The following is a 22,755-nucleotide window of genomic DNA, read 5'->3' as shown; positions in this document are numbered from 1 at the left end:
TGCTGGGGCGCTGTCCTGGTGTTCCTTCGCCGGTCAGTCCTGGCGGCGGGCGCCGAACATGATCTCGTCCCAGGTCGGGACGGAGGCGCGGCGGCCCCGGGAGCCCTTGCGCGCCTGCCGGGCGGCGGGCGCGGGCGGCGGGGACGGAACCGGCACCGGAGGCTCCTCCTTGGCGTCCTTGCCCCCGGGCCGGGCGGCCGGGACCTTGGGCTCGGCGCCGGGGGCGGGCTTCGGCTTGGGCGCCGGAGGCTTGGCCTCTTCCTTGACCGCCTCTTCCTTGACCGCCTCCTCCTTGACCGCCTCCTGCTCGGTCTCGGGCTGCTGAGGCTTCGACTGCTCGTCCGCCTTCGGCTGCTCGGGCTTGGGCTGCTCGGCTGCGGGGGCCGCGTCCTCGACGACCGGCTGCTCGACAGCGGGAGCCTCGGCGTCGGGAGCGGGCGGCGTGGTGGCCTGCTGCTCTGCGGCTGCGGGCTCGGAAGCGGCGGGCTCGGCGGCTGCGGACTCAGCGACGGCGGGCTCGGCAGTGGCGGACTCAGCGACGGCGGGCTCAGCGACGGCGGGCTCGGCGGTAGCGGGCTCGGCAGTGGCGGGCTCAGCCACGGCGGGCTCTGCGGGGGCAGGTCCTGCGGTGGCGGGCTCGGCGGTGTCGGACTGCTGGGCGGGTCCTGCGGTGGCAGCAGCGGCTGCCGTACCAGCGGTGGGCTCGGTGGTTGAAGGCTCCGTGGCGGCGGGCTCGGTAACGGCAGGTGAATCGGCGACGGCGGTTTCGGCAGCGGCGGCCGGCTCGGCGGTGGCGGGCTTGTCGGGCTCCGCGTTCTCCGTGCTCGGCTCTGTCTCCGCAGCCGGGGCTTCCGGCGCGACGGGCGCGGCCTGGCTCGGCGCGTCCGCGGGCTTGCTGGCGTCGCTGGTCGTCGGCTGAACGGATGCTGCGTCGGCGACGGTGCTCGCCTCGACGGCAGGCGAGGTCGTCGCGGCCGTGGTGGCGGCGTCGGTGGGCGAGGTTTCGGCGGCCGACGTCGCCGCGTCGGCGGTGGCCGTCCCACTGGTGGCCTCGACGGCGGGAGCGGTCGGCTCGACGGTGGCAGCGGCGTCCGACGATGGCCCGGCGGAGGAGTCCGCTGTGACGCTCGCGTCGGTGGCCGGCTGCCCTTGGGCGGCCGTATCCGCAGAGGCGGGCCCTTGCGCGATGGTGGGCGCCTCCGCAGTGGCGGCGGCATCGGTGGTGGTGGAGGGCTCGTCGGACGGGGCCACCTGAGCCGCAGGGGTCACCTGCGCGGACGCCGCCGGGGCGGCGGGCGCGGGCTCCTCGCTCGGCTGGGCCGCCTCGCTCGACGCCGCGTCACCGGGCGTCGCCACGCTGGCAGGCGCCGGCTCGGTGGCTGACGGCTGCTCGGTGGTGGACCGTCCCTCGCCAGTGGGAAGTTCTGTGGTGGCGGAAGGGGTCGGGTCGGCGCCTGGAGCCGTGGGGGCAGACGGAGACGCCTGCCAGGTCGGCTCGGCGGGTGCGGCCTCCTGGACCGGCGACGGGGTCACCTGACCAGGTGTGACGCTCTCGGCGAAGGGCGGCGTCGGCTGCGGGGTGGTGCCGGTCTCGGCGGCCGGAGGCTCGTGGGTGGCCAGGGCGTCCGGCGTGGAGGCGCGGGCGGAGGGGGCGTAGATGGTGTCGTTGTCGCGGTCGGCTGGGCGGCCCGAGCTGAAGTCGGGCAGCCACGGCGAAGTCCCGCCACGGCGGGACGAGGTGTCGCCGGGGCGGGCGTGGCCGTGCTCGCGGGACGGCGAGTCGGGCCGCAGCGGGTCGCGGCTCGCCGAGGGCTGCTCGCGGGTGGCGTCGGTCGGCTGACGGAAGGCGGACTCGCGAGAGTCGGAGTCAGGGCGATAGGCCGACTCGCGGGACGGCGGGTCAGCGCGGTAGGCGGACTCACGAGAAGGGGAGTCAACGCGGTAGGTCGATTCACGGGAGGGCGGGTCAGCGCGGTGAGCGGACTCGCGAGAAGACGGGTCACTGACGTAGGCGGACTCGCGAGAAGGCGAGTCGCTGAGGTAAGCGGAGTCGCGAGAAGACGGGTCAGCGCGGTAGGTCGACTCGCGAGAAGGCGGGTCGGCGCGGTAGGTCGACTCGCGGGAGGAGGTCCCCGTGTGGTCGCGGGCCGAGGCGTCGGCGGGGCGCGGGGGCGGGTTGTAGCCGACGGCGGGCTCCTCCGGCTCGCGCCGCACCACCGAAGGGAACGGCAGCGCGTCGGAGGCGAGCGGCGGCACCGGCTGCAGCTTGGCCACGCGCGGCGCGAACGGCGTCACCGTGGTGTCCTCCACCACGGCCGGCTCCGGGTCGAAGTCGGCCGACGACAGCCGGACGGCCTCGTCGTCGTGCGGCGTCACGTGGCGCTTGCGCGGGTCGAACAGCCACTCGGCGTGGCGCGTGTGACCGTTCCAGACGTAGCCGAGCTTGACCCGCCACAGGCCGTCGTCGCGCTTGGCGGAGTCCCAGTCGATCTCGTCCGTGGGGACGCCGCGCCTGGTCAGCCGCTCGGCGACCAGGTCGCCGAGCGTGGGGCCCGGGGCGGACTCGCCCGGCATGCGTACGGCGACGCGCTGCGCCTGCTGGGCCACGTATTCCCGCTCCTGCAGGACGGGCCCCTCGAACCAGCGCACCCGCTCGACGGGGATCCCGGCGGTCGCCGCGATCTCCTCGGCGGTCTCCCCGGCGCGGATGCGAGCCTGGATCTCCTTGGGACGCAACGGACTCTCCACTTCGATCTCGTACTGGCCGAGACGGGAGAAATTGCCGCGGACGGCAGCACGGAGCCGGTCGTCCACGGGAAGAGTGAAGCGGGTTCCCCGTCCGGCCGTGGCCAGTACGAGATAGGTGCCGTCCTCACTCACCGCGACGAGTCGGAGCTCCTGCATGCGAGTCCCTTCGTCAGCGTCGCCATTCTTCCCCCGGACCCTTGAGTCTCTCGCGTGTGCCGGTTGCCTGCCAGCACCGTACCCGGCATGTCCGAACATCGCCTTCCTGGGATAGCCAAGGGGCGATGTGACGCCGGTCACATTCGTCGAATCCATCCCTCTAGAGCCTGCCGCTATGCATGAGGAGGTTAAGGGCCCTCGACGGGTTCTGGCGAATCGCGTCTCGGGCAAAGGCGCAGTTGAGCAGAGACGCGAGGATCGCCGGGTTCGCGTCGGGAGTGCGTTCCAGGAGCCGCGCGGCGGCCGCCGCGAGGTGCGGCACGGCCCCCGTGTACGCGGCCCCGCCCGGCCCGATCCGGCACCCGTCGCCGTCGGCGGCCCCCACGACGAACACGCCGGCGCCCACCAGGGAGCGCACGGCCTCGCCGAGAGCGGGGGAGCCCGCGCCGTCCACGGGCAGCGCGGCGACGGACGGTCCCCGGGCGTGTCTGCGGATCCACTCCAGCCCCGCCAGCACGTCGGCCAGCGAGCCGGGCCCGCCGCAGCCGAGCGCCCTGATCGAGGTGATGCCGGCCCCCGGCGCGGCGGCGTGCGTCCGGCCGGCGACCTGGGTGCCGTGGCCGGTGCAGTCGCGGCCGGTGCCCCCGGTGGCGTCGTAGGCCCGCCACGCCCGGTCGCCGAACTCGGCGCGTCCGGTGTCGACACCGCTGTCCACCAGGTAGATCGTGGTTCCGGTCCCGGTCGCGGGCCCGGTGAGAGGGTGGGCGGGACGCCGTACGGGCATAGGGTGGATCTGCCGGTCGGGCTCGACGGCGCGCACTCGGGGGTCGGAGCGCAGCGACGCCAGCTCGGCGGCGGTGAGATACGTGGCGAAGCCGGGCAGCGCCGCCGTGTAGTAGCGCCGCACCCGCCAGCGCACCTCGCCCACGAGGTCGCGGGCGGCGGCCCGGCCGCGCGCGACGACGATGTAGGGCCGGGTGGGCTCGGTGACGGCGGGGCGCGCGGTGAGGCCGGAGGCGGGCGTCATGGCCAGGGGTACGGCGGTCGCGGCGGCCGTCGCCGCGGCCGCGGCCAGATACACGGAGGGCAGGCCGTATCGTCGGGGCACGAGCCACGAGGGTGCCTGTCACCCATGTCACAGCAACATCGGGACACGCCGTCTCGTCTATTCACGGGACAGGTCTTTACCGAGCGCATGATGAGAGAGGACTGATCCGGGGGATGGGCGGCGGACAGCGGAACTTCGAGCTGAGTGTGCCGCAGATCCTGGGGAGCGCCCTGGCGGCGGTGACGGCCGCCGTGGCCGCCTCCTTCCTGGGCGTGGCCGGCACGGTGATCGGCGCGGCGGTCATGAGCATCGGGAGCACCGTGGGCACCGCCGTCTACACGCACTACCTGAAGCGGACGGGGGAGCGGGTGCGGCTGCGGGCCGGTTCTCCAGGCCGCGAGGAGGAGGCGTCCGGATCCGGCGCGGGCGGGGACACGCTGGTGATGCCCGTCGTCGAGGCCGGGGAGCCGCCGAGGAGGCTGCCGTGGGGACGGGTGGCGCTGGCCGCGGGGCTGGTGTTCGCGGTCAGCATGGGCGGCATCCTCGTCTACCAGGCGGCCGCCCATCAGACGGTGCACGAGCAGGTCACCGGCGGGACGACGCGGCACAAGCCCGCGACCTCCGACCGCCGGACGCCGTCGGGGCCCGCCGTGCGGGCGAGCGTCCCCGCCGTGCCCGTCGCCACGCCGGAGGCCGATGTCACGCGCACGCCGGCCCCGACGCCGAGCGCCACGCCGACCGTGACGACCACGGTCACCGCCACGCCCGCGGCCCCGCCCGCTCCCACCGCCACCACCGGCCAGGAGCCGGCCGAGCCGCAGCCGAGCGCCACCGCTCCGCCCGAGCCGGAGCCCACCGCGGTCGACGAGGCTCCCGAGCCGGACCACCCGGAGGCCGAGGCTCAGCCGAGCACCTGGTCCAGGTAGGCGTTGCCGAACAGGCGGCCGGGGTCGAGCCGGTCGCGCAGCGCGGTGAAGTCGGCGAAACGGGGATAGACCTTGGCGAGGTAGGCCGCGTCGCGCGTGTGCAGCTTGCCCCAGTGCGGCCGGCCGTCCAGCCGCGTCATGATCTCCTCGACGCCCTCGAAGTACGCCGGGTTCGGGGTGGGCCGGTAGATGTGGCAGGCGACGTACGCCGACGCCCGCCCGTACGCCGTGGACAGCCAGGCGTCGCTCGGCGGCGTCACCCGCACCTCCACCGGGAACGTGATCTTCCAGTCCATGCGCTCGACCAGGTCGCGGGTCTCGCGCAGCGCCTGCGCCAGCCGCTCGCGCGGCACCGCGTACTCCATCTCCAGGAAGCGCACGTCGCGCCGGGCCGTGAAGACCCTGTACGAGGCGTCCACCGACTCGGAGTCCCCGAGCGCCGCCGCGCTGACGGCGTTGATGCGCGGGATCAGCCCGGGGACGCGCGCGCCGAGCGCGCAGGCGGCCCCGAACACGGTGTTCTCCAGCAGGACGTCGTCCATCCAGTGCCGCGCGGCGCTGCGCGGACGGGCCGGTCCGGGGTGCCGGTTGTTGGTCTTGACCAGGCAGGCGTCGGTGTGCGGCAGCCAGAAGAAGTCGAGGTGCTCGTTGCCGGCGGTCAGCTCGTCGAGCGAGGCGAGGATGTCGCTGAGCGCCATTTTGCGCCGCCGGTTGTGCAGCAGGAACGCGGGCTCCACCCGGAGGGTGACCGAGGTCAGCACGCCGAGCGCGCCGAGCCCCACCCTGGCCGCGTCGAACAGCTCGTCCCCGGGGGCGGCGCTCGCCACCGTGCCGTCGGCGAGCACCAGCTCCAGCCCGGTCACCTGGTCGGCGAGGCCGCCGCTGTCGCGGCCGGTCCCGTGCGTGCCGGTCTGGATGGCGCCGGCGACGGTCTGCTCGGTGATGTCGCCCATGTTGGCGAGGGCGAGGCCGCGCCGGTGGAGCAGCTCGTTGAGCTCGCGCAGCGGGGTGCCGGCGAGGACGGTGACGCGGTCCTCGTCCCAGGAGACGACGCCGGTCAGCGCGTGGGGCCGCAGCATGACGCCGTCGGTGAGCGCCACGCCGGTGAAGGAGTGCCCGGTGCCGACCATGCGGACGCGCCGCCCGGAGGCGGCGGCGTCGCGCACGGCCCGTACGACGTCCGCGACGGAGGCCGGTGCCCGGACCTCGGCGGGCTCGCCGGTCTGGTTCCCCGCCCAGTTCGTGAAGACCATTGAGCAGCACCTCCGCGAGCGGGCAGGAGCCCGGGCACCTCCGACGTCAAACGTGAACGATACTCAGTTCTCCCAGCCCGCGGGAAGCGGGAAGACGTCGCCCGCCTCCAGGCCCTCGTTCTTGATGACGTCGGAGACCGTCACCAGGTGGTAGCCCTTGGCCTGCAGGCTCTTGACGATGGACGGCATGGCGTCGACGGTCTGCTTCACCCAGTCGTGCATGAGGATGATGCCGTTGGGCTTGGCCACCTCAAGGGTCTTCTTCTTGATCGCCTCGACGTTCTTGCTGGCCCAGTCCTCCGAACCCGCGGTCCAGAGGATGATCGGCATGCCGTACTCGTCCGCGATGTCGGACACCTGAAGGTCCGCCAGCCCGTACGGGGGCCGCAGCAGCTTCGGCTCCACGCCCGCCGCCTTCTTGACGGCGTCCTGGGTCTTCTGGATCTCGTTCCTGATGGCCCCAGGTTCGAGCTTGGTGAAGTCAGGGTGGCTGTAGCTGTGGTTGCCGAGCTCGTGCCCCTCGGCGACCATGCGCTTGACGTACTGGGGGCGGCTCTTGGCGTACTGGCCCTCAAGGAAGAACGTCGCCTTGGCGTCGTACTTCTTCAGCGTGTCCAGCAGCGTGCCCGCGTACTTCCCTGGGCCGTCGTCGAAGGTCAGCGCGATGCACTTGACCTTCGCGCAGTCCACCGGAGCGGACTTCTCGGCCGGTTTGGCGGCGGCCTGCGCGGGCGCAGAGGCCACGGTGACGCAGACCGCCGCGATGGTCAGAAGTGAGGTGAGTTGTCGGGACATCAGAAAAGCTTCCATTTGTGATGGATGTTGCGAGGGATGTCCCGACGGTAGCGGATCAGCCTTCGGCGGGTGAAGCTGCCTCGGGAAGTCTCAGCAAACCCGAACCTCCGATCCCGACGACGAGCGCGAGCACGGCGGCGCCCGGCGCGACGACGTACGCGGCGGACGCGCCGGCGGCCTCGGTGAGGTGCCCGCCCGCCCAGGCCCCGATCGCCACGCCGATGCCGAGCGCCGTGGAGATCCACGCCATGCCCTCGGTGAGCAGCGCCGGCGGCGCCAGCCGTTCGACCAGCGAGAAGCCGGTGATGAGGGTCGGCGAGATGGCGAAGCCGGCCAGGAAGAGCGCGGCGGCCATGACCCACGCGTTCCCGATGAACGAGATCGGCAGCAGCCCCAGCGCGAACACCATCAGCGCCCGCACGAACCGCCCCCGCAGCGAGATCTTCCAGTGCCGTGACCCGAACCACAGCCCCGAGACCATCGACCCGCCCGCGAACGAGGCCAGCAGCAGCCCCGCGGCCCCCTTGACCCCCTGCTCCTCGGCGAAGGCCACCGTGATCAGGTCCACGGACCCGAACACCGCGCCCATCGCCACGTAGACGCACGACAGCAGCGCGATGCCGGGGATCAGGATGGGCGTGCCACCCGCCGCGCGGACCTCGGACACCGGAGGCTGGGTGCGCCGCTGCGCCGCCAGCGTCAGGCAGCCGGACAGCATGAAGACCAGCGCGACCACCAGCCCCATGTACGGGTTGAACCGCGTGGCCAGCAGCGTGACCAGCGCGGGCCCGGTGACGAAGACCACCTCGTCCACGACGGACTCGAAGGCGAAGGCCGTGTGCAGCCGCGGCGAGCCGCCGTGGATGGCCGACCAGCGGGCCCGTACGAGCGAGCCCACCGACAGCGAGGTGCCGCCGACGACGAGACCGGACAGGTACAGGGTCCACTCGGGCAGCCCGAGGAACGCGCAGACCATGAGCGTGGTCAGCGCGAGCGCGTTGAGCACGGCGAACGGCGGGATGACGCGGCTCTGGCCGAACCGGTCCATCAGCCGTCCCGACATGGGCGCGCCGATGGCGAAGGCGAGGTTGCTGGCGGCGGCGACGCCGCCCGCGGTGGCGTACGAGCCGGTGACGCCGGAGATGAGTAAGACGACGCCGATCCCCAGCATGGACATCGGCATCCGGCCGGCGAACCCGGCCAGCACGAACGCCTTGATGCCAGGCCCGTCGAACAGCCCCCGGTAAGGCCCGACCACCCCGTTTCCCCCTTACTTGCGCCCGCCAACCTTTGCGCACCCGATGTCCGGATTGCAAATGATTTCCCCGTCGGCTGGGCTAACGTGTCCCGCGTGTCCGGTCTTCCCTCCTTCCGTGCGGTCATGCTCATGGTCATCGCGGTGGTCGTGGCCACCGTGGCGACCGGCGGCGTCATCGTCCTGCTGGACGGTGACCTGGTCAGCGGCACGCGGAAGCCATCCGCCGAGCCCGCCCGCTCACCCACGGCGGCGCCCCGCCTCGACCAGCTCGTGCCGACCACCGAGCCCGCGGGGGAGCGGCGGGAGTTCGGCGAGGGCGGACCCGGCGTGACCGTCACCCCGCCGCGGGTGCTCGCCGTCGCCGGGTCGGAGGTGCCCAAGGAGACCAGGCTCAGGCTGGGCGCGCTGAAGAACGTGGAGAAGGTGGTCGTCGTGGACGCGGGCCGGGTCAAGCTCACCGGCACGCCGCTCAACCTGCTGGCCGTGGACCCGGCCCACTTCCGCTCCTGGACGCCGCAGGCCGTCGCCGACCAGCCCGCCGTGTGGAGCGCCCTGACCAGGGGAGAGCTGGTCGCGGAGTCGGACGCGGCCCGCAGGTACGGCATGGTGCCCGGCGCGTACTACCAGGTGGACGGCGGACCCAAACTGCGCCTCGCGGCCTCGGCGCCGCTCGGGCTCACCGGCGTGGACGGCCTGGTCGGCGTGGACCTCGGCCGCTCGCTGGGCTTCGCGCCCGGCGTGGCGGTGCTGCTGCACGGCAAGCCCGGCAGGATCAGCGCGGCCGGGGTGCGCAAGCTGCTCGGCAAGGGCGTCCAGGTCGCCCTGCTGGACGCCGCCGCCCGCGTGCGGAAGCAGCGGCCGACGGCGGCCGCCCAGCAGACCCCGCAGAACGTCAGCGTCGGCCGTCCCGGCAGCTACCTGGAGCTCTACCGGCTCGCCGCGACCCGCTGCCCCGGCCTGTCATGGACGGTGCTGGCCGCGATCGGGCAGGTCGAGAGCGGGCACGGCCGCAACAACGGCCCGTCGAGCGCGGGCGCGCTCGGGCCGATGCAGTTCATGCCCGCGACGTGGAAGCACTACGGCGTGGACGGCGACGGCGACGGCAAGGCCGACATCTGGAGCCCGTACGACGCCGTGCCGAGCGCGGCCGGCTACCTGTGCGCCAACGGCGCGGGCAAGGGCGGCGAGAAGCTGCGCAAGGCGATCTGGTTCTACAACCACTCGTGGGACTACGTGAACAAGGTCATGGGGATCGCCGAGGCGTACGCCAGGACCTATGCCTAGGACCGGTGCCGGCGGGGCGCCGGGCAGCAGGTGAGCGGGCAGGGCACCGGCTCGGGCTCGGCCATCAGCTCGCGCACCATCCCCACGAAGCGCGGGTGCGTGCCCACGGTGGCCGCCCGCTCCAGCGGCAGGCCGCGCTCGGTGGCGACGTCCCTGGCCTCGGTGTCGAGGTCGTAGACGACCTCCATGTGGTCGGAGACGAACCCGATCGGCACCAGCACGACCGCCGGAGCGTCCGTCTTGTGCAGGAAGTCGCAGACGTCCGGCTCCAGCCACGGCACCTGCGGCGGGCCGCTGCGCGACTGCCACACGAGGTCCCACGGCTGGTCGCGGCCGAGCGCCTTGTTGACCAGCTCGTTGACCAGCTCGGCGCTGCGGCGGATCTGGGCCTCGTACAGGCCGCCGTTCGGACCGGCGGTCTCGGCCATGGAGACCGGGATGCTGTGGGCGGTGAACACCAGGCGGGCGTCGTCGCGGCCGAGCCGCTCCAGCGCCTCGCGGGTGTGGTCGGCCATGGCGGCCACGAAGCCGGGGTGGTCGCCGAAGTGCCGCATCTTGATCAGCTCGGGGCCGCCCTCGATCGAGATGCGGCTGATGTCCTCGTAGTACTGGCGGCAGCTGGAGTAGCCGGCGAAGGCGGAGGTGGCGAGGACGGCCGCCTTGCGCACGCCGTCGTCCTTCATCTGCCGGACGGTGTCCTCGCCGAACGGGTGCCAGTTGCGGTTGCCCCAGTAGACGGGCACGTCGAGGACCGGGCGCAGCGCCTCCAGGAGCTCGCGGTTCTGCCGGTTGATCGGGCTGACCCCGCCGAAGCCCTGGTAGTGCTCGGCGACCTCCAGCAGCCGTTCGCGCGGCACGCCGCGCCCTCGGACCACGTTCTCCAGGAACGGCATCACGTCGTCGGGGCCCTCCGGGCCGCCGAACGACAGGAGCAGCAGAGCGTCGTAATCAGCCACGTGAACCAGCCTATTCGCGAGCGCCGGTGGTCCTCTCGCGAGGTAGGTTCGGTCGAGTGAGCGCATTTACTGACATACGCGACTATGTGGCCATCCCCCGGGTTCTCTCGGTCCAGCTCTCGCCCGACGGCTCCCGGCTCGTCTCCACCGTCCAGTCACTCAATCCCGACGGGAAGTCGTACGGCACCGCGCTCTGGGAGATCCCCCTCGACGGCCGGGGCGAGCCCTTCCGCCTGACCCGCTCGGCCAAGGGCGAGTCGGCCGCCGTGTTCACCGACGCCGGCGACGTCCTGTTCACCTCCGCCCGCCCCGACCCCACCGTGAAGGACGCCGGTGAGGAGGTCCCGGCGCTGTGGCTGCTGCCGCGCGCGGGCGGCGAGGCCCGCCAGGTCGCCACCAGGCCGGGCGGGATCGGCGGGGTGCGCACCGCCGGCGACGTGGTCGTCTTCGTCTCCGACGTGCTGGACGGCGAGGAGGCCGGCGACGAGGAGCGGCGCAGGGCCCGCAAGGACGCGGGGATCAGCGCGATCCTGCACGAGAGCGCGGCGGTCCGCTACTGGGACCACGACCTCGGCCCCGGCCGCCCCCGGCTGTTCGCCGCCCGGCTCGGCGCCGACCGGCTGGAGGACGTGCGCGAGCTCACCCCCGACGCGGGGAACGCGCTGCGCAACGCCGCCTTCGAGCTGACGCCCGACGGCACGCGCGTGGTCACCACCTGGCGGGTGGAGCTGCCGCGCGGCGAGGTGCGTACGGACCTGGTGGTCATCGACGTGGCCACCGGCGAGCGGCGCACGCTGCTCACCGAGGAGGGCCAGGACTTCGAGGGCCCGCTCGCGATCTCCCCTGACGGCGCCCGCGTGGCCTGCTCGCGCGGCCGGTTCACCTCCATGGACGTCTCGGCCAGGAGCGAGCTGTGGATCGCCGACCTCGCCACCGGCGAGGGCCGGGCGTACGCGCCCGACCTGTTCCCCTCCGGCGTCGCCTGGGCGCCCGACTCCGCCTCCGTCTACGTCGTGGCCGACCACCAGGGCCGCCGCCCGGTCTTCCACGTGCCGCTCGACGGCGAGGTCCGCAGGGTCACCGGTGACGACGCCGCGTACGCGCAGCCGGACGTCACCGCCGACGGCCGTTTCCTGTACGTCCTGCGCAGCGCCGTCAACCTGGCCCCCGGCCCGGCCAGGATCGAGCTCGCCACCGGCGAGATCACCGACCTGCCCTCGCCCGCGCCCCGCCCCGAGGTGCGCGGCACGCTCACCGAGATCACCGCCACCGCCGACGACGGCGAGACCATCCGCGGCTGGCTCGTGCTGCCCGAGGGCGCCTCCGCCGACGACCCCGCGCCGTTCCTGCTGTGGATCCACGGCGGCCCGCTGGGGTCCTGGAACGACTGGCAGTGGCGCTGGCAGTCCTGGATCATGGCCGAGCACGGTTACGCCGTGTTGCTCCCCGACCCGTGCATGTCCACGGGTTACGGTCAGCACATGATCGATCGAGGCTGGGGCAACTGGGGCCCGCGCACCCAGGCCGACCTCGACGCGATCGTGGACGTCGCCCTGGCCAGGGACGACATCGACAGCGAGCGCATCGCCGCCATGGGCGGCTCGTTCGGCGGCTACATGGCCAACTGGCTGGCCGGGCACACCGACCGCTACCGCGCCATCGTCACCCACGCCTCGCTGTGGAACCTCGACCAGTTCGCCGGCACCACCGACGCCGCCCACTACTGGCAGCGCGAGTTCGGCGCGCCCGGCTCCGAGCGCTACGACCTGCTGTCGCCGCACCTCTCGCTCGACAAGATCACCACCCCGATGCTCGTCATCCACGGCGACAAGGACTACCGGGTGCCGATCGGCGAGGGGCTGCGCCTGTGGTGGGACCTGCGCCGCAGCGAGGTCGACGCCAAGTTCCTGTACTTCCCCGACGAGAACCACTGGATTCTCAAGCCGGGCAACACCGTCGCCTGGTACGAGACCGTCCTCGCCTTCCTCGCCCAGCACGTGCTCGGCGAGGAGTGGAAGCGCCCGGAGTCGGTGGCCTGATGACCGACTTCCTGACGCTCGCCGAGGACATCGCCCGCGAGGCCGGCGACATGCTGCTGGCCAAGCGGCCCACGATGTCCGCGGAGATCGAGACCAAGTCCAGCCCCACCGACGTGGTCACCGCCCTGGACAAGGCGTCGGAGCGGCTCATCCGCGAGCGCATCGAGGCCGCCCGCCCGGGTGACCGCATCCTCGGCGAGGAGGGCGGAGAGGCGCCGGGCGAGTCGGACGTGCGCTGGATCGTCGACCCGATCGACGGCACCGTCAACTTCCTGTACGGCCTGCCCGACTGGGCGGTGTCGATCGCCGTCGAGGTGGGCGGCCGGGTGGTGGCCGGCGTGGTCAACGTGCCGACGCGCGGCGAGGTCTTCACGGCCGCGCTGGGCGAGGGCGCCTGGCTCGGCGGCGCGCGGCTGCGCTGCAACACCGGGGTGCCGCTGCCGCAGGCGCTGGTCGCGACCGGGTTCGGCTACTCCCAGGCCGGCCGGGCCGTGCAGGGCGAGGTGGTGGCGAAGGTGCTGCCGCGGGTGCGCGACATCAGGCGGGGCGGCTCGTGCGCCATCGACCTGTGCTCGCTCGCCGCGGGCCGGGTGGACGCCTACTACGAGCGGGGCATCAACCCCTGGGACTACGGCGCCGCCGGTCTGGTGGCGACCGAGTCGGGCGCGCGGCTCGCCGGGCTCAACGGCCGGCCGGTGAGCCCGGACTTCGCGATCTGCGCGGCTCCCGGGCTGTTCGAGGAGCTGCACGACCTGCTCGCGCCGCTGGACCCCGAGCGCGGGGCCTGACCTGCGGAAACAGCTGAACGCGCGAACGGCCGGAGCCGAAGCTCCGGCCGTCCGCCTACGGTCTGTCAGCCGGGCAGGGCGATGCCGTGGTCGTCCGCCAGCCGGCGGAGGTCCTCGATCTCGGCGGTGAGCGTGTCGGCGAGGTATTCGTCGCCGGCGCTGCGGGCCTCCCGGAGGCCCCTGTAAGCCTGGTCGAGGCGGTGTTCGATCGTGGTGGTGAACTCGCCCATCTCACCTACTCTCTAGGGGTTCGTGCCGCGTAGGGCGATGTACGCCCATTGCAGGTCGATGTCCTGGCAAAGGGTGTCCCGCAGGCATACCCCGCGGCGTCCCCCTCCGAAACATGAATTTCTCGGCGGTCCGCCTCACCTGTGGGTGGCCAACGCCTGAACATGCCTTACCGTGCGCTTATCGCCCCTGAGGGGACAATGAGGGGCCGGAGACGGAGAGAGGTGTTCCAGCGTGCGAGTGCTGGTGGTGGAGGACGAGCGGGTGCTCGCCGACGCGATCGCGACGGGCCTGCGCCGCGAGGCCATGGCCGTCGACGTCGCCTACGACGGCGGCGGCGCCCTCGAACGGACCTCCTACATCGACTACGACGTGATCGTCCTGGACCGGGACCTCCCGGTGGTGCACGGCGACGAGGTGTGCCGCCGGCTCGTGGAGCAGCGCTCCGCCTCGCGCATCCTCATGCTGACCGCCTCGGGCGACGTCGACGACAAGGTGGAGGGGCTCGGCCTCGGCGCCGACGACTACCTCGCCAAGCCGTTCGTCTTCATCGAGCTGGTCGCGCGGGTGCGCGCGCTCGGCCGCCGCTCCGCGCCCGCCCTGCCGCCCGTGCTGGAGCGGTCCGGGATCCGGCTCGACCCGGGCAAGCGCCTGGTGGAGCGCGAGGGCAGGGAGGTCGTGCTGACCAAGAAGGAGTTCGCGGTCCTGGAGGAGCTGATGCGCGCCGAGGGCGCCGTCGTCAGCCAGGAGGACCTGCTGGACAAGGCATGGGACGAGAACATCGATCCCTTCACGAACGTGGTCCGGGTGACCATGATGACGCTGCGGAAGAAGCTGGGCGAGCCTCAGGTGATCGAGACTGTGCCCGGGGTTGGGTACAAACTGTGACTGAAGGGCCGAAGCACCAGGCGGAGCCGACGCATCCCATGATCAGCCCGCACTCGGCACACAAGGCGACGCGGGTCCAGGAGGCCCCGCCGCCGCCGAGCGGCCCGCCGGCCTGGGACGGCCCGCCCCCTCCTGAGTACCCTCCCGTCCAGCGCACGACGATGGAGTGGATGCGGGCGCTCCCCGGCAAGGTGAGCATCCGCTGGCGGCTGACGCTCACCTACGGCGCGCTCGTCTTCGTGGCCTCGGCGGTGCTGCTGTTCTCGGTCTACTCGATCGTCGCGCGCGCCATCGACACGAACTGGCCCGCGCTGAGCTGGTGGAACGCCCGCGACGAGCTGATCTGGCGCCAGTCCAGGCAGGACGCGGTCGCGGCGGCACAGGACGCCCTGCTGCGCAGCAGCGTGATGGCGCTGGTCGGGGTGGGCATCCTGTCGCTCATCATCGGCTACTTCGTGGCCGACCGGGCGCTGCGGCCGGTGGCCAGGATGACGGCCACCGCCCGCCGGCTCTCCGAGAGCACGCTGGCCCACCAGCGCATCGCCCTGGAGGGCCCCAACGACGAGCTGAAGGAGCTGGCCGACACCTTCGACGCCATGCTCGCCCGGCTCAATGTGGCCTTCGACACCCAGCGCAGATTCGTGGCGAACGCCTCTCACGAATTGCGCACTCCTCTCACCATCAACCGGACGGTCCTGGAGATCGCCCTGTCGGATCCGGAGGCTTCGGAAGACCTCAAAGCGCTCGGGCGCACGCTTCTGGAAGTGAACGCGCGTAACGAGAAGCTCATCGAGGGACTGCTGTTGCTGGCGCGCAGCGAACGCGAACTCGCGGTGCGCAAACCGCTCGACGTACGGGACATCGCCGAGACCGCCGTGGAACAGCTCACGCCCTTCGCCGAGGAACACGGCGTAACCGTGAGCACCGAACTGGTCAGCGCGCCTACCGTCGGCGATCCCGTGCTCCTGGAGCGTTGCGTGAGCAACCTGGTGGAGAACGCGGTGAAGTACAACATTCCCCAAAACGGAAAAGTATGGGTCCGGGCGGGAATGGTGGACGACGCCGTCGTTGTTCAGGTGGCCAACACGGGACAACACGTCCCGGCGTACGAGGTGAACAGCCTGTTCGAGCCGTTCAGGAGGCTCCACGCCGACCGCGTGGACTCGGCCAAGGGAGCGGGTCTCGGGCTGTCCATCGTCCGTGCGGTGATGCAGGCTCACGGCGGAAATGTGGCCGCCGTGCCGCGAGACGGCGGAGGGCTCGTGGTGACCATTCGACTGCCGAAGGGCTGACGTGTGATGCTCCGGGACGTTCGTCCGCGTGTTGATGCACGGGGGGCGTCTCGTTCGCGCCGCACATGTGGTTGGATGTGCCGTCGAACACGGTGGAGCATGACGCCAAGGCTGTGGGTTTCGCCATATTTGGCTAACCATTGCCGTCGGCAGCACGCCCTGGCGTGTCGGGAGGTTCGTGGTCCGTTCCCCCGGGGTACCGATGGGAAATCTCCCCGGCGGAACGGGCACAAGACGGGCCTCCCGGACGTTAGAAGACGCGCGACCGAGCGCGCCGACATATTGATGAGGGGGATGGAGTAAGCACAATGGCTACCGACTACGACAGCCCGCGCAAGACAGACGACGACCTGGGGGAGGACAGCCTCCAAGAGCTCCAGGCGCGGCGCACCGACAAGTCGTCCGGCAGCATCGACATCGACGAGACCGACCTCGCCGAGTCGCTGGAGCTGCCCGGCGCCGACCTGTCGAACGAAGAACTCTCCCTGCGGGTCATCCCTCGCCAGGCCGACGAGTTCACCTGCTCGCGGTGCTTCCTGGTGCATCACCGCAGCCAGCTGGCCTCGGAGAAGAACGGTCAGCAGGTCTGCCGGGAGTGCGCCGCCTGATCGCCGTGCCTCAGGGTACGAGAGCGGGACATCGAGCCGACGAACCCTGAAGGTCACGACCATGAGGACGGAGGCATCGCGTGGCCGTACCAGAGAAAGACCGTCGAGCAGGAGACGAGATCGCCGACCCCGAGAAGGAGGTCGGCGAGCTCGTGGGCCAGCTCACCGAGCCCGGTGAGCTGGAGCCGGCCGAGCGGCGCAGGCTGCTCGGCCGACTCGCCAAGGCGTTGTCCGCGGGCGCCAAGAAGGCCAAGGAGTCCGGCGCGGGGCGCGGGCGCTGGCTGGCCGACGTGTTCCTCAACGTCGCGCCGCGCATCCCCATCCGCGACCTGCACACCCTCTCCGAGCACCACCACGGCCTGACCGGCGAGCAACTGGCCGACGACCTGATCCGCACCGCCCAGAAGGCCACGATGACGGTCGGCGCCATCGGCGGAGCGCTCGCCGCGGCCCAGTTCGCCGCACCGCCCCTCCTTCTGTCCGCGCCCGCGCAGCTCGTCGCCGAGACGATCGTCGTGGCCGCCATCGAGGTCAAACTGCTGGCCGAGCTGCACGAGGTCTACGGCGTGCGGGTGCACGGCACCGGCGCCCAGCGCGCGATCGCCTTCACGGCCGCCTGGGCCAAACAACGCGGGATCGACCCCCTCGCCCCCGCGTCCGTGTCGCTCGCCCTCGGCGCCGCCACCAAGACCGCCCTGCGCAACCGCCTCATGCGGACGCTGGGCCGGCACCTCACGACGTTCGGCCCGTTCCTCACCGGGGCCGTCGCGGGCGGCGCGCTCAACCGGATCGCGACGAAGAAGCTGGGCGAGGCCATCCGCGAGGACCTGCGCGGCAAGCTGCCGAGCGGCCCGAGCCGGGGCGAGCTGCCCACCTGACCCCCTTCCATCCCCCTTTCAGGCCCTCCTCAGGCCCTCGAACGTCATCCTCACCAGCGCGTCGGCCACGTCCGCGGCCGGCGCGTCGCGCTCGGGGCGGTGCCACTCGGCGATCGAGCCCACCGCCCCGAACAGCAGCCGCGTCACCAGCGCCGGGTCCAGGCCGGGGCGGATGGCGCCCTCCGCCGCCGCCTCCTCCACCAGGCGGCCGGCGAACGCCTCCAGCTCCGCGCGCCGCGCCAGCGCCGCCCGCTCGGTGGCGCTGTTGCCGCGCACCCGCAGCAGCAGCGTCACGTACGGCAGCCGCTCGGTCAGCACGCGCACGCTCTGCCTGACCACCCACTCCAGCCGGTCGACGGCCGGGCCACGGGTCGCGCGCTCGTCGGCGGCCAGCTCCGACAGCCCGTCGAGGGCCCGGTCGAGCGCCCGCGCGAGAAGTTGCTCCTTGCCGGGGACGTGGTGATAGATCGCCGACTTGGTGACGCCGAGCGCCCGCGCGAGGTCCTCCATGCTGGTGCCGTCGTAGCCGCGCTCGTTGAAGACGGCCACGGCGGCCGACAGGACGGACTCGGGGTCGTGCCCGCGCCGGCGGGGCCGGGCGGACCTGTCTGAAGAAGGGGAGACGTCCAAGGCCACGGAGGGGTCTTCCTTGTTTAACTGACCGAATGTTCGGTAAACACTTCACCGTCCGGCGGATTTCTGTCAAGAGGGTGAGCAAACATGTACGAACAGCACCGTGACACCCTGGAGCAGGCGCGGGCCGCCATCGCCGGGCGCGGCCACTGGAGCGCCTACCCCGAGTCGCCGAGCCCCCGCGTCCACGGCGAGGGGGCGGCCGAGCGGGGCAGGGCGGCGTTCGAGTCCTACCTGGGCAAGCCGTTCCCGCTGGAGCAGGCGGGCGGCACCGGGTCGTGGATCGGCGCGGAGCGCTCGCCGTACGGGATCGACCTCGGGGTCACCTACCCCGAGCCCATCGCCGAGGAGCTGATCGCGGCGGCCTCGGCCGCCCTGCCCGCCTGGCGCGACGCCGGACCGGAGGCCCGCGCCCTCGTCTGCGCCGAGATCATCCAGCGGCTCCACCGGCGCAGCTTCGAGATCGCGCACGCGGTGCAGCACACCACCGGGCAGCCGTTCGTCATGGCGTTCCAGGCCGGCGGGCCGCACGCGCAGGACCGCGCGCTGGAGGCGGTCGCCTACGGGCTGGAGGCCATGACCTCCTCGGCGGCGAGCGCCCGCTGGGAGAAACCGGCCAAGGGCGAGCCGCTGGTCATGACCAAGCGCTTCACCGTCGTGCCCCGGGGCGTGGCCGTGGTGATCGGCTGCAACACCTTCCCCACCTGGAACGCCTACCCGGCGCTGTTCGCCTCGCTCGTCACCGGCAACCCGGTGATCGTCAAGCCGCATCCCCGGGCGATCCTGCCGCTCGCGATCACCGTGCTGGTGGCGCGCGAGGTGCTGGCCGAGGCCGGGTTCGACCCCGCGCTGGTGTCGCTGGCCGCCGAGGAGGGGCAGGGGCTGGCCACCACCCTCGCCACCCACCCCCGCGTGCGGATCGTGGACTTCACCGGCTCCACCGAGTTCGGAGACTGGCTGGAGCGCAACGCCCGCCAGGCGCTCGTGCACACCGAGAAGGCCGGGGTCAACGCCGTCGTCGTGGACTCGACCGACTCGTGGCGCGGGATGCTCGCCAACCTCGCGTTCTCGCTGTCGCTCTACAGCGGGCAGATGTGCACCGCGCCGCAGAACCTCTTCGTCCCGGCCGCCGGCGTCGAGACCGACGAGGGGCACAAGAGCTTCGAGGAGGTCGCGGAAGGGCTGGCCGCCGCCGTCGGCCGGCTGCTGGGCGACGACGCGCGGGCGGTCGAGCTGACCGGCGCGATCGTCAACCCCGACGTGCTCGCCCGCGTCGAGGGGGCGGCCGAGCTGGGCGAGGTGGTGCTGGAGCCGCGGGCGATCCGGCATCCGACGTTCCCCGACGCGGTGGTGCGCACGCCCGCGATCGTCCGGGTGCACGCCTCGGCCGACGACGTCTACGGGCGCGAGCACTTCGGGCCCGTGTCGTTCCTCATCCCCACCGGCTCCACGGGGGAGAGCCTCGACCTGCTGCGGCGCACGGTGAAGGCCCGGGGCGCGCTCACCGCCTCCGTCTACTCCACCTCGCCGCGCGTGCTCGACGACGCCGAGCGGGCCGCGCTGGACGCGGGGGTCAACCTGTCGTGCAACCTGACGGACGGCGTGTACGTCAACCAGTCGGCCGCCTTCAGCGACTACCACGGCACCGGCGCCAACCCGGCCGCCACCGCCTCGCTCACCGACCCCGGCTACGTCGCGAGCCGCTTCCACGTCGTCCAGTCCCGCCACCCCGTACGCGAGGTCTGAGACGGGCTCCGGTCATGGGCGACGACGCGCAGGTCATCGTGGTCGGGGCCGGGCCCGTGGGGCTGACGGCGGCGCTGCTGCTGGCCCGGTGGGGCATCAGCGCACTGGTGCTGGACCGGCGGCCGGGGCGGGAGGCGGCCGGGTCGCGCTCGATCTGCCAGCAGCGCGACGTGCTCGACATCTGGGCCGCCGCCGGCGCGGGGCGGATCGCCGAGGAGGGCGTGACCTGGACGACGGCCCGCACCTACTACCGCGACCGCGAGCTGCTGTCGTGCTCGTTCGACCGGGACGGGCCGCTGCCGCCGTTCGTGAACCTCTCGCAGGCCCGCACCGAGCAGATCCTGGACGAGGCCGCCGCCGCGCAGCCGCTCGTCGAGGTGCGCTGGAACCACGAGGTCACCGGGTTGACGCAGGACTCCTGCGGCGTCACCGTGCACTGCGGGCAGCGGCGGCTGCGGGCGCCGTACGCGCTGCTGTGCGCCGGGGGGCGGGCCGAGCCGCTGCGGCGGGCGCTCGGCGTGCGCTTCCGCGGCGAGACGTTCGGCGACCAGTTCCTGATCTGCGACGTCAGGACCGACCTGCCGGGCTGGGAGGACGAGCGGCGCTTCTACTTCGACCCCGTCTGGAACCCCGGCCGGCAGGTGCTCATCCATCCGTGCCCCGGCGGGACGTTCAGGATCGACTGGCAGATCGCGCCCGACCACGTCCCGACGCGGGAGGACATCGCGCGGAAGATCCGATGGATCGTCGGCGAGCGGCCGTACGAGCTGCTGTGGCACAGCACCTACCGCTTCCACCACCGGCTGGCCGACCGCATGCGCGCCGGGCGGGTGCTGCTGGCGGGGGACTGCGCGCATCTGCTGGCCCCGTTCGGGGCGCGCGGCCTCAACTCCGGCGTCCCGGACGCCGAGAACGCGGCCTGGAAGCTGGCGTTCGCGCTCAACGGGTGGGCCGGGCCGGAGCTGCTGGAGTCGTACCACGCCGAGCGGCACGCGGCGGCGCGCGAGAACCTGGAGGTGACCGGCGCCACCATGCGCTTTCTCGCGCCGAGGAGCGTCGAGGAGCGGGTGCGCAGGCGGGCGGTGCTGGAGGGCGGGCCGTTGGACCAGGTGGACTCCGGCCGCTTCGCCGAGCCCTTCTGGTACGTCGACTCGCCCCTCACCACGCCGGAGCCGTCCCGCCCGTTCGCGGGCCGTCCGCCGAGGGGCATGGCCTGCCCGCCGGCGCCGGGCGTGATCCTGCCGGACGCGGTTCTGCCGGGCGGGCGATTGCGTGAGAGCTGCCGGGATGGTTTCCTCGTACTGCTGGGTGAAATGTGTGATTCGAGTTTGTTTGCGCAGGTCTTGGGCAAGGTCACTACGGCGCCGCTCGCCGTACGCGGGCTCGCGGAGATGGACGGAACCGGCTCGCTCGCTGAGAGGCTCGGCGCCGGGCCGGATGAGGCATGGCTCATCAGGCCGGATGCGCACATCGCCGCCATCATCCCTCATGCGGGTCCGGAGTCGGTGGCGGTCGCCGTGAGCCGCGCTCTCGGCGGTTCTACCGAAACTTGACCCCACAAGAGGAGGGACTGCGTGACTGGCCGGAGTTCGTTTCTGATCGTCGCCAACCGGTTGCCGGTGGACAGGACGATCGATCCCGACGGAACGGCCTCGTGGCGCAGGAGCCCCGGCGGGCTCGTCACCGCGATCGCGCCGGTGATGCAGCGCCGTCACGGAGCCTGGGCCGGGTGGCACGGGGCACCGGACGAGAAACTGGAGCCGTTCGAGCAGGACGGCATGAACCTGATCCCCGTGGCCCTGTCGGCGGAGGAGGTGGAGCTCTACTACGAGGGCTTCTCCAACGCCACCCTGTGGCCGCTCTACCACGACGCCGTCGCGCCGCCGGTGTACCACCGCTCGATGTGGGACGCCTACCGGGCGGTCAACGAGCGGTTCGCGGTCGCCGCCGCCGAGATCGCCGAGGAGGGCGCGGTCGTCTGGGTGCAGGACTACCAGCTCCAGCTCGTGCCCTCCATGCTGCGCAAGCTCCGGCCCGACCTGCGGATCGGGTTCTTCCTGCACATCCCGTTCCCGCCGGTCGAGCTGTTCTGGCGGCTGCCGTGGCGCAAGGACCTCGTGGAGGGGCTGCTCGGCGCCGACCTGGTCGGCTTCCAGCTCCCCGGCGGGGCCTCCAACTTCCGGCGGCTGTGCCGCAGGCTGCTCGGGCTGCCGTACAAGGGGAACGAGATCTTCCTCGACGACCGCGTGGTGCGCACCCAGGCGTTCCCGATCTCGGTGGACTTCGGGCAGCTCGACTCGCTGGTGCGCGAGCCGCACATCGTGGCGCGGGCCAAGGAGATCAGGTCCGAGCTGGGCGAGCCCGAGCACGTGCTGCTCGGCGTGGACCGGCTCGACTACACCAAGGGCATCGGCCAGCGCCTGGAGGGCTTCGGCGAGCTGCTGAAGGACGGGCGGCTGCGCACCGGCGAGGCGGTGTTCGTGCAGATCGCCACCCCGAGCCGCGAACGGGTGGACGAATACCGCCGGCTGCGCGACGACATCGAGCTGCAGGTCGGGCGGATCAACGGCGAGCACGCCACGCTCGGCTACCAGCCGGTGTGGTATTTCCACCAGTCGTACAACCAGGAGGAGCTGGCCGCGCTCTACCTGGCCGCCGACGTCATGGTGGTCACCCCGCTGCGCGACGGCATGAACCTGGTGGCCAAGGAGTACATCTCCTGCCACCACGACCTCAACGGGGCGCTCGTGCTGAGCGAGTTCGCCGGGGCCGCCGACGAGCTGCGCCAGGCCTATCTGGTCAATCCGTACGACGTGGAGGACGTCAAGCGTCAGATGCTGGCCGCGATGCGGGCCACGCCGCACGAGCTGGCCCGGCGGATGCGTACGATGCGCCGCCGGGTCGCCACCTACGACGTGGACCGCTGGGCGAGTGAGTTCCTCACTGCCCTGGAGTCACCTGCCTCAGAGCCCGCCACGCGTCATAGCGCTTCCTGGCGGTCCGGTTGACCACGATCTGCGCCACGGACATGCCGACGCCCATGAGGACCGCGTAGCCGATCGCCTCGGCCAGAGTGACCTCCGGCGCATCGGTGTCGACGGGCGGCTCCTTGCCGGTCGCCTTCACCCACACGAAGGTGAGCAGCTTGCGGGCCGCCCAACCCGTGGCGAGCCCCACCAGGCCGCCGATGATCCGCCAGGCAACGTCCGGCTTGTCATCCGCCATGCCGAT

The 22,755-nt window shown here is 72.4% G+C and carries 20 protein-coding genes; 11 read left to right on the top strand and 9 right to left on the bottom strand.

Features of this window, described 5'->3' with window-relative positions:
- Window positions 1-33: 33 nt before the first annotated feature.
- Both sepH and ABD292_RS28165 read right to left on the bottom strand, forming a co-directional pair.
- Window positions 34-2,904 carry a septation protein SepH gene (sepH, locus tag ABD292_RS28170; RefSeq protein ID WP_344212420.1) on the bottom strand — a complete coding sequence of 957 codons (2,871 nt, stop codon included), beginning with the start codon at window positions 2,902-2,904 and terminating at the stop codon, window positions 34-36.
- Window positions 2,905-3,064: 160 nt separating this feature from the next.
- Window positions 3,065-4,012 carry a S8 family serine peptidase gene (locus ABD292_RS28165; protein WP_344212418.1) on the bottom strand — a complete coding sequence of 316 codons (948 nt, stop codon included), beginning with the start codon at window positions 4,010-4,012 and terminating at the stop codon, window positions 3,065-3,067.
- Between the two features lie 113 nt (window positions 4,013-4,125).
- On the opposite strand from ABD292_RS28165, the gene ABD292_RS28160 reads away from it, so the two are divergent.
- Window positions 4,126-4,878, top strand: a complete 753-nt coding sequence (locus ABD292_RS28160) for a hypothetical protein (protein WP_344212416.1) — start codon at window positions 4,126-4,128, stop codon at window positions 4,876-4,878.
- On the opposite strand, the gene ABD292_RS28155 is transcribed toward ABD292_RS28160, so the two are convergent.
- From ABD292_RS28155 to ABD292_RS28145, 3 genes are all read right to left on the bottom strand, one after another.
- Window positions 4,854-6,131, bottom strand: a complete 1,278-nt coding sequence (locus ABD292_RS28155) for a D-arabinono-1,4-lactone oxidase (protein WP_344212414.1) — start codon at window positions 6,129-6,131, stop codon at window positions 4,854-4,856. The two genes, ABD292_RS28160 and ABD292_RS28155, sit on opposite strands and share 25 nt — an antisense overlap.
- 63 nt (window positions 6,132-6,194) lie before the next feature.
- Window positions 6,195-6,926, bottom strand: a complete 732-nt coding sequence (locus tag ABD292_RS28150; RefSeq protein ID WP_344212412.1) for a polysaccharide deacetylase family protein — start codon at window positions 6,924-6,926, stop codon at window positions 6,195-6,197.
- 55 nt (window positions 6,927-6,981) lie between these two features.
- Complete coding sequence (locus ABD292_RS28145) at window positions 6,982-8,184, bottom strand: MFS transporter (RefSeq protein ID WP_344212410.1); 1,203 nt, start codon at window positions 8,182-8,184, stop codon at window positions 6,982-6,984.
- A gap of 93 nt (window positions 8,185-8,277) precedes the next feature.
- Here ABD292_RS28145 and ABD292_RS28140 point away from each other — a divergent pair, with 93 nt between their 5' ends.
- Window positions 8,278-9,468, top strand: a complete 1,191-nt coding sequence (locus ABD292_RS28140) for a lytic transglycosylase domain-containing protein (protein ID WP_344212408.1) — start codon at window positions 8,278-8,280, stop codon at window positions 9,466-9,468.
- Here ABD292_RS28140 and ABD292_RS28135 read toward each other — a convergent pair.
- Window positions 9,465-10,424, bottom strand: coding sequence for a ferrochelatase (locus tag ABD292_RS28135; protein ID WP_344212406.1), 960 nt, complete (start codon window positions 10,422-10,424; stop codon window positions 9,465-9,467). The two genes, ABD292_RS28140 and ABD292_RS28135, sit on opposite strands and share 4 nt — an antisense overlap.
- 56 nt (window positions 10,425-10,480) lie before the next feature.
- On the opposite strand from ABD292_RS28135, the gene ABD292_RS28130 reads away from it, so the two are divergent.
- Together ABD292_RS28130 and ABD292_RS28125 are read left to right on the top strand one after the other, a co-directional pair.
- On the top strand, window positions 10,481-12,463 hold the full coding sequence (locus ABD292_RS28130; protein ID WP_344212404.1) for a S9 family peptidase: 1,983 nt from the start codon (window positions 10,481-10,483) through the stop codon (window positions 12,461-12,463).
- Window positions 12,463-13,251, top strand: a complete 789-nt coding sequence (locus ABD292_RS28125) for an inositol monophosphatase family protein (RefSeq protein ID WP_344212402.1) — start codon at window positions 12,463-12,465, stop codon at window positions 13,249-13,251. Before ABD292_RS28130 ends, ABD292_RS28125 begins: the two co-directional genes overlap by 1 nt.
- 65 nt (window positions 13,252-13,316) lie before the next feature.
- Here ABD292_RS28125 and ABD292_RS28120 read toward each other — a convergent pair whose 3' ends face one another.
- The gene (locus tag ABD292_RS28120) at window positions 13,317-13,481 is read right to left on the bottom strand and encodes a hypothetical protein (RefSeq protein WP_329573795.1); all 165 of its coding nucleotides are present in this window, start codon (window positions 13,479-13,481) and stop codon (window positions 13,317-13,319) included.
- A 232-nt stretch (window positions 13,482-13,713) separates the two neighbouring features.
- On the opposite strand from ABD292_RS28120, the gene ABD292_RS28115 reads away from it, so the two are divergent.
- The 4 genes from ABD292_RS28115 (at window position 13,714) to ABD292_RS28100 (ending at window position 17,145) form a co-directional block, all read left to right on the top strand.
- Window positions 13,714-14,367: a response regulator transcription factor gene (locus ABD292_RS28115; protein ID WP_344212400.1), complete on the top strand. Its 654-nt coding sequence runs from the start codon at window positions 13,714-13,716 to the stop codon at window positions 14,365-14,367.
- 38 nt (window positions 14,368-14,405) lie between these two features.
- On the top strand, window positions 14,406-15,659 hold the full coding sequence (locus ABD292_RS28110) for a sensor histidine kinase (RefSeq protein WP_371249620.1): 1,254 nt from the start codon (window positions 14,406-14,408) through the stop codon (window positions 15,657-15,659).
- A gap of 308 nt (window positions 15,660-15,967) precedes the next feature.
- On the top strand, window positions 15,968-16,267 hold the full coding sequence (locus tag ABD292_RS28105; protein WP_020542847.1) for a DUF4193 domain-containing protein: 300 nt from the start codon (window positions 15,968-15,970) through the stop codon (window positions 16,265-16,267).
- An 80-nt stretch (window positions 16,268-16,347) separates the two neighbouring features.
- Window positions 16,348-17,145: a hypothetical protein gene (locus ABD292_RS28100; RefSeq protein ID WP_344212396.1), complete on the top strand. Its 798-nt coding sequence runs from the start codon at window positions 16,348-16,350 to the stop codon at window positions 17,143-17,145.
- A gap of 18 nt (window positions 17,146-17,163) precedes the next feature.
- Here the strand turns inward: ABD292_RS28100 and ABD292_RS28095 are convergent, their stop codons facing one another.
- Window positions 17,164-17,781: a TetR/AcrR family transcriptional regulator gene (locus ABD292_RS28095; protein ID WP_344212394.1), complete on the bottom strand. Its 618-nt coding sequence runs from the start codon at window positions 17,779-17,781 to the stop codon at window positions 17,164-17,166.
- An 84-nt stretch (window positions 17,782-17,865) separates the two neighbouring features.
- Here ABD292_RS28095 and paaN point away from each other — a divergent pair, with 84 nt between their 5' ends.
- The 3 genes from paaN to ABD292_RS28080 are packed head-to-tail and all read left to right on the top strand — an operon-like array spanning window position 17,866 to window position 22,532.
- Complete coding sequence (paaN, locus tag ABD292_RS28090) at window positions 17,866-19,524, top strand: phenylacetic acid degradation protein PaaN (RefSeq protein ID WP_344212392.1); 1,659 nt, start codon at window positions 17,866-17,868, stop codon at window positions 19,522-19,524.
- 14 nt (window positions 19,525-19,538) lie between these two features.
- On the top strand, window positions 19,539-21,077 hold the full coding sequence (locus ABD292_RS28085) for an FAD-dependent monooxygenase (protein ID WP_344212390.1): 1,539 nt from the start codon (window positions 19,539-19,541) through the stop codon (window positions 21,075-21,077).
- Window positions 21,078-21,098: 21 nt separating this feature from the next.
- Window positions 21,099-22,532 carry an alpha,alpha-trehalose-phosphate synthase (UDP-forming) gene (locus tag ABD292_RS28080; RefSeq protein WP_344212388.1) on the top strand — a complete coding sequence of 478 codons (1,434 nt, stop codon included), beginning with the start codon at window positions 21,099-21,101 and terminating at the stop codon, window positions 22,530-22,532.
- Here the strand turns inward: ABD292_RS28080 and ABD292_RS28075 are convergent.
- Window positions 22,465-22,749 (bottom strand): DUF4235 domain-containing protein, encoded by a 285-nt coding sequence (locus tag ABD292_RS28075; RefSeq protein WP_344212386.1) that lies wholly within the window; start codon window positions 22,747-22,749, stop codon window positions 22,465-22,467. The two genes, ABD292_RS28080 and ABD292_RS28075, sit on opposite strands and share 68 nt — an antisense overlap.
- Window positions 22,750-22,755 lie beyond the last annotated feature (6 nt).

Source organism: Nonomuraea bangladeshensis, from assembly GCF_039529455.1.
Classification (GTDB): domain Bacteria; phylum Actinomycetota; class Actinomycetes; order Streptosporangiales; family Streptosporangiaceae; genus Nonomuraea; species Nonomuraea bangladeshensis.
The sequence above is the reverse complement of the archived record's forward strand: the minus strand, read 5'-3'. Positions and strand labels throughout refer to the sequence as shown.